At 47.6% G+C, this 6027-nt stretch carries 6 protein-coding genes; all 6 read left to right on the top strand.

Going from position 1 to position 6027, the window contains the following annotated elements:
- Window positions 1–7: 7 nt before the first annotated feature.
- Window positions 8–865, top strand: coding sequence for an aldo/keto reductase (locus tag BN3772_RS26045; RefSeq protein WP_042203240.1), 858 nt, complete (start codon window positions 8–10; stop codon window positions 863–865).
- Between the two features lie 137 nt (window positions 866–1002).
- On the top strand, window positions 1003–1767 hold the full coding sequence (locus BN3772_RS26050) for a helix-turn-helix domain-containing protein (protein WP_052380699.1): 765 nt from the start codon (window positions 1003–1005) through the stop codon (window positions 1765–1767).
- Window positions 1768–1797: 30 nt separating this feature from the next.
- Window positions 1798–2505, top strand: coding sequence for a transglutaminase-like domain-containing protein (locus BN3772_RS26055; RefSeq protein ID WP_042203241.1), 708 nt, complete (start codon window positions 1798–1800; stop codon window positions 2503–2505).
- Window positions 2506–2760: 255 nt separating this feature from the next.
- Window positions 2761–4569 carry a methyl-accepting chemotaxis protein gene (locus BN3772_RS26060; RefSeq protein ID WP_042203242.1) on the top strand — a complete coding sequence of 603 codons (1809 nt, stop codon included), beginning with the start codon at window positions 2761–2763 and terminating at the stop codon, window positions 4567–4569.
- A 150-nt stretch (window positions 4570–4719) separates the two neighbouring features.
- Window positions 4720–4866 (top strand): lmo0937 family membrane protein, encoded by a 147-nt coding sequence (locus tag BN3772_RS30790; protein WP_156131136.1) that lies wholly within the window; start codon window positions 4720–4722, stop codon window positions 4864–4866.
- A 214-nt stretch (window positions 4867–5080) separates the two neighbouring features.
- Complete coding sequence (locus BN3772_RS26065) at window positions 5081–5962, top strand: MerR family transcriptional regulator (protein ID WP_244444840.1); 882 nt, start codon at window positions 5081–5083, stop codon at window positions 5960–5962.
- Window positions 5963–6027 lie beyond the last annotated feature (65 nt).

Consider the following 6027-nt stretch of genomic DNA (forward strand, 5'->3'; position numbering starts at 1 on the left):
AATTAGAATGGAATATGTAACACTTAATAATGGCGTTCAAATGCCGGTGCTCGGATACGGGGTATATCAGATCCCTGATGCTGAGGAATGCGAAAGATGTGTATCGGATGCAATCAGCGCCGGTTACCGCTCGATAGATACTGCACAGGCATACCGTAACGAAGAGGCTGTCGGACACGCAATTAAGAAAAGCGGAGTAGCGAGGGAAGAACTCTTCATCACCACCAAGGTCTGGATCTCCAACGCCGGCTATGAACGTGCCAAAGCATCTATAGCGGAATCCATGCGCAAGCTGCAGCTCGACTACCTCGATCTGGTGCTGATCCATCAGCCGTTTAACGATTATTACGGAACCTACCGGGCGATGGATGAGCTCTACAAGGCCGGTAAAATCAGAGCTATCGGCGTAAGCAATTTCTATCCGGACAGATATATCGATCTGGTGAAATTCAGCGAAGTCGTTCCAGCTGTCAATCAGGTGGAGACTCATGTCTTCCATCAGCAGACTGCAGCCCATGAGATTATGAAAAAATACAACACTCAGATCGAGTCCTGGGGTCCGTTTGCCGAAGGCAGAAACAATTTCTTCACCAATGCCACCCTTCAGGAGGTCGGTGATCAATATAACAAATCCGTAGCCCAGGTGGCTCTGCGTTATCTGATCCAGCGCGGCGTGGTTGTCATTCCAAAGACCGTAAGCAAGGAACGGATGGAGCAGAATATCAGCGTGTTTGATTTTGAACTGACGGCAGCTGATCTGGATAGAATAGCGGCGCTAGATACAGGAGAAAGTGCGTTTTTCTCCCATGCAGACCCGCAGACAGTAGAATTTATGACGGATTACGCTAAAAAAGGCCTGGAATAAAGTAAGACCCGAAATAAAGCAATATAGGTAAAGAATCATAATCGACGGAAGAGCCTGCCAGGTGCAGGCTCTTTGTTTTTCTTGCTATAATGGTACCTGATCAGATAAGCAGAAGGCGGATTGGAGAGATTCAGCAGATGATGAAATTATACGGGGCAGAGCATCACCTGCTCGTCCTGTCCGATGCAATAGATGCAGATGAACATGCGCATTCTTTTGTGCAGGTAACCTTTGCACTTGGGGGCGAGATGGACATTGATCTGGACGGCAGCACTATTCACTGTAAAGGAATTGTGATGGATTCCAACGTCTTACATCGTTTGAATGGAACGGGAAAGCCGTTAATGCTGTTACTGATTGACGGGACATCGGATATAGCAGCCGGGTTCAGGCAGCAGATTGACGGACGTGGCTACAGTATCCTCCAGCCTGAGCTGGTGGATACAATAACTGCATTTGCTCTGGAGCAGAGTTCAGAGATCACGGACAGCAGCAGCTATAGCCTCTTTTTCCGGCAGCTTATGAAGCTGTTCCGGCTGGATCATGTACAGACAGGTGTAACAGACACCAGAATCCGGGATTTGATTACCCTCATTAGGGATTGCCGTGATTCTGAGCACTCTGTGGGTGAATACGCCAGCCAGTTGGGACTCTCCGGCAGCAGATTGTCTCATCTGTTCAAGGATAATACGGGAACCTCCCTGAGCGGATATATCGTGCTGCATAAGCTGCAAAAAGCAGTTTATTTGATTTTTAACGGAGCCCCAATTACGGAAGCGGCGATGGAAGCAGGCTTTGACAGCCCTTCACACTTTGCCGCTACAAGTAAACGGATGCTGGGAATGGCGGCGAGGGAAATCCGCAAGGATAGCGTTTTTTTGAAAGTTTCCACTCTGCAATGACCGTACAATAGGTACAGGAGGTGTTACACCATGACTGTACACTTGGCGGAGACAACATTATTGGATTACTCTCATCCTCACATTAAGCAGCTGATTCAAGAGCGAGGATGGATGCGGCTTCCGGTTAAGCAGCAAATCCTGCAAATTTACAACTATGTCCGTGACGACATTCAGTTTGGCTATAACCGTGCAGATGTCATTCCGGCTTCTGAGATTTTGAGGGACGGATACGGACAATGCAATACTAAAGGGATTCTCTTCATGACCCTGCTCAGAGCTGCAGGAATTCCGTGCCGGATGCATGGATTTACCATTCATAAGGAGCTGCAAAAAGGAGCGATGAAGGGCTGGTATTACAGGCTCTCCCCGCAGGAAATCGTCCATAGCTGGGTTGAAGTCCGTTATAAGGATAAGTGGCTTAATATCGAGGGCTTTATCCTTGATATTCCTTATTTAAGTAAGCTTCAGGAAAAATTTGCAGATTGCCCCAAAGGGTTTTGCGGTTACGGTGCTGCCACAGACAACCTTAGTAACCCTGCTGTATATTGGGATGAAAGCGATACGTATATTCAAAAGGAAGGTATTGTTCAGGATTTCGGAATATTTGACAGTCCTGATGAGTTCTTCGCGGTACACCGGCAGAATTTGGGCCCTTTGCGTGAGGCTGTATTTATACATATTGTCCGGCATCTCATGAACCGCAACGTCCGGAAGATAAGACAGGGAAGAGCCGGGTAACGGATGGCTCATCTCCATGACTGCACGATAGCCCCTCAATAATTGAGGGGCTTTTTTCTGTACGCTCCTTAAGCATGAGGTTGAACGTGCCGGATACCCGGAATAATCAGCAAAAACTTCAAATTTTAAGAGGTCTATCAGTGTTTTATCATTGAACACAGGTAAAATAAATCTATAAAATTCACTGCTAATCGTACATATTTGTTTGTTTCAGCTTCATATGTGAAAGTCATACATCCAGAAAGAGGGTATTACATGAATAACGCAAATAATGCAGCAGGCGGAGAAATTTCTTTTCCCGGAAGGACAGGGGAGAGGGGATCACTAGCAGAACGGATGCATTCCGGGCTCAGCTTGTGGAGGAATCTTTCAGTCAGGCTTAAGCTGTACCTTATGATCTCAATCAGCCTGATTTCTTTTGCCGTAGCGATGATTTATATGGTCGAGACCGGAAAACGGGATATAAACAATATAACTACCGTTCTGTACAGCGTAACCATCCGTTCAGCAACAGAATTATTTGATGCGGACAGAAACCTGCAGCACATTATGCTTGAGCATAAAAAGTATATTTATACCGGTGGTGACTCAGGAACGGAAGTAACATCCGCGGCAACAGCTGCAACTATCAATAAAATAGAGATTGCCAGGGCAGAGCTGGATCAGCTTGGCGTACTCGACAGCATTCTTTACAGGGATACAACCACAACGCTGAACCTGTTATTCACCGATCTGAATGCCAAGCTCAAGAAGTGGTCTGCGGACATCACACAGCCTGCGGGAGCTGCCCCGCAAGAAGATGCGCTGGATGCACAGCTGTCTGATATTGGCGCGGCTATTTCACGAATAACCTCCTCACTGGAGAATTACTCCAAGGTTAACATTGCGGCTGCCAAGAACGAGGCTCTGCGAAAAGAACGCTTCGGCTTCATCATGTTATTCCTGGTCGAGGCGGCTACGCTGATTCTGGCAGCTCTGACAATCCGCCATATCGCCAGCACACTGCACAGTGTCAATACCAGGCTGTCGAATCTTACCCAAGGAGATCTGACTGCAGCGCCTTCCGCAAGCTACCCGAAGGATGACCTCGGCCAGCTGTCCCGATCAGTAGACACTACCATCAGTGATTTGAGAAAGCTGATCGCTAACATTGCAGCAAGTGCATCTGTTACAGAGCAGGCTATGCAGGAGGTGCTGCTAGGATCACATACGGCATCGGCACAAACGGATAATGTGGTTGGAAATATGGAGGGAATGACCATTCATGTGACAAGCCAGCTAACCGGTATTATAGAAACCGGCCGCGCAGTTGAAGAAATGGCGCAGGGTGTCAACCGGATTGCCGCTACCGCTACACATATTGCTGATAGTTCCTCTGTCATGCAGTCTTCCGCCGCACATGGTCTGGTGTCGATCACTTCATTGACTGTTCAAATGTCTGATCTGGCAAGGATCATTTCTACATTAGAAGCCGTTATTGCCTCACTGGACAATAAGACCATACATATGAATCAAATTGTCACAAGCATATCGGGGTTTGCGCAGGACGCAAACATGCTGTCTCTTAACGCCTCTATCGAAGCCGCACGGGCAGGTGAGCACGGCCGCGGATTCCTGGTGGTTGCCACTGAAATGAGACGCTTATCCGACCACTCCAGACAAGCCGCAGAGGAGGTAAGCCTGATTTTGCAGGATACCGTCACGGATATTACACAGGCGTCCTTATTGATGAGCCAGACTACAGAAGAGATTAAGGCAGGAAAAGCTGGCGCGGGAGAGGTCCATGCCGTGTTCGGGGAGATCATCTCATCGATTGGCTCCATAACAAATCAGCTGCACGAGGCGTCCGCTGTAACCGAGCAGCTGTCTGCTTCCTCTGAAGAGGTTGCGGCGACCATGGGTGAGCTGACTGGTGCAGCAGAATCCGTATCGCAGATGGTGGGCTCGGTTAACGGCGAGGCTGCCGGGCAAAAGAACATCTTATCAGGCGTCGTCCATTCATCGGACAATTTGAAGCAGGTTGTAACGGAGCTTAGAGCATCGGTAGATTCCTTTAAGCTATAGCCCGGACATTCCCGTACATTCGACATGAAAGATCTAGGCATCTGATCAGACAGTTTGAAGTATAATGCCAGTTTCTGGTCACCGTTTAACTCTCCATCTATACGGGTAAGTAGAGACAAATACCTCCTAAGGAGAAAGGCGGTACCTCTTATGCTATGGGGCTTAATCGGACTAGTGGTTATTGCATGGCTGTTCGGCTTTATCTTTGATGTTGTCGGCAATCTTATTCACCTGTTACTTTTTGTGGCGGTGATCCTATTCCTCGTCAACCTGTTCCGCGGACGGTCACGGGGTTAGCGATTTCACATTATTGCGGGATAGAACCGCAGCAGAACCACAGTCTCCGGGTAAGCCGTGGCTGTGGTTTTTTGTATGCGATGCAGAGCTGCGTCAACGACTCCTTTCGCATCATTAATAGACGCTTACCGTATTTCCATTTGGATAATCTTCTAATCATTAATTGAAGATGTATACTGTCACCGGTTGTTTTTTCAAACGGCAGGATGATAAGATGCATAGTATTAAAACTGTCCTTACTGAAGAGGGAAGGGACCTGAATCCAACCATGAACAGCATGTTTTTAATCGGCGAAATGGCCAAGCTCTTTCAAATCGATATCCGGACGCTACGTTATTATGATCAAATCGGCTTGTTCACACCGGCATCAGTGGATGAGCAGACAGGATACCGTTATTACTCTACCGGGCAGTTTGAGAGCCTGAATACAATTCTGTATTTAAAAGCACTGAACATTCCGTTAAAGGAAATCGGGCAGTTTGTACATAACCGGAATCTGGATGATATTCTGTTCCTGTTAAAAGAGCAGAAGACCCGGACCGAAGAGAAAATCAGGGAATTCGAACAGATTCAGCGGAGATTAGAGCAGCGGATTCACCAGATTGAAGATGCGGCCCGGACAGAGGATCATTTTAGGATACGACTGGCTGATTTTCCTGAACGGACGATCATCATGCTGAAGCAGCGAATCCACCATAGTGATAATCTGGAACTTTGGATCAGACAGCTAGAGAACAGCAGCCCGCTCAAATCCAGTGTCTTCCTGGGGCAAGTCGGATTAATGCTTGCAGTCGCGAGTCTTGCCGAACACCGTTTCGATGAGTATGACGCCATATTCCTGTTCATCGATGCGGATAAGCCCTCCCTGCCAGATCAGATTGTAAAAACAATTCCCATGCAGACCTGCCTGACGCTCCGGTTTGTCGGTACCCATGCAGACGCAGCAGTCCATTATAAGAATTTGCTGAGCTACGCTGAGGAAGAGGGCTATACCCTGACTGACGATTCACTCGAAATTACGTATATCGATTATGGGCTTACACAGGATACCTCCAAATTCATCACCGAAATTCAATTGCCGGTAATCAAGCATTGACCCTCCAGTTACTGGAGGGTTTATTCTTGAAATATAAGGATTTAACGGTTACCGCCTTCTCTGAA

Origin of the sequence: Paenibacillus camerounensis, from assembly GCF_000723885.1 — a bacterium.
Taxonomy (GTDB): Bacteria; Bacillota; Bacilli; order Paenibacillales; family Paenibacillaceae; genus Paenibacillus_AQ; species Paenibacillus_AQ camerounensis.

Bases quoted from the DNA above. Each gene is read 5' to 3' on its own strand.
- BN3772_RS26055 (WP_042203241.1), top strand. From the start codon at position 1,798: ATGACTGTACACTTGGCGGAGACAACATTATTGGATTACTCTCATCCT.
- BN3772_RS26060 (WP_042203242.1), top strand. From the start codon at position 2,761: ATGAATAACGCAAATAATGCAGCAGGCGGAGAAATTTCTTTTCCCGGA.
- BN3772_RS26050 (WP_052380699.1), top strand. From the start codon at position 1,003: ATGATGAAATTATACGGGGCAGAGCATCACCTGCTCGTCCTGTCCGAT.
- BN3772_RS26045 (WP_042203240.1), top strand. From the start codon at position 8: ATGGAATATGTAACACTTAATAATGGCGTTCAAATGCCGGTGCTCGGA.
- BN3772_RS30790 (WP_156131136.1), top strand. From the start codon at position 4,720: ATGCTATGGGGCTTAATCGGACTAGTGGTTATTGCATGGCTGTTCGGC.
- BN3772_RS26065 (WP_244444840.1), top strand. From the start codon at position 5,081: ATGCATAGTATTAAAACTGTCCTTACTGAAGAGGGAAGGGACCTGAAT.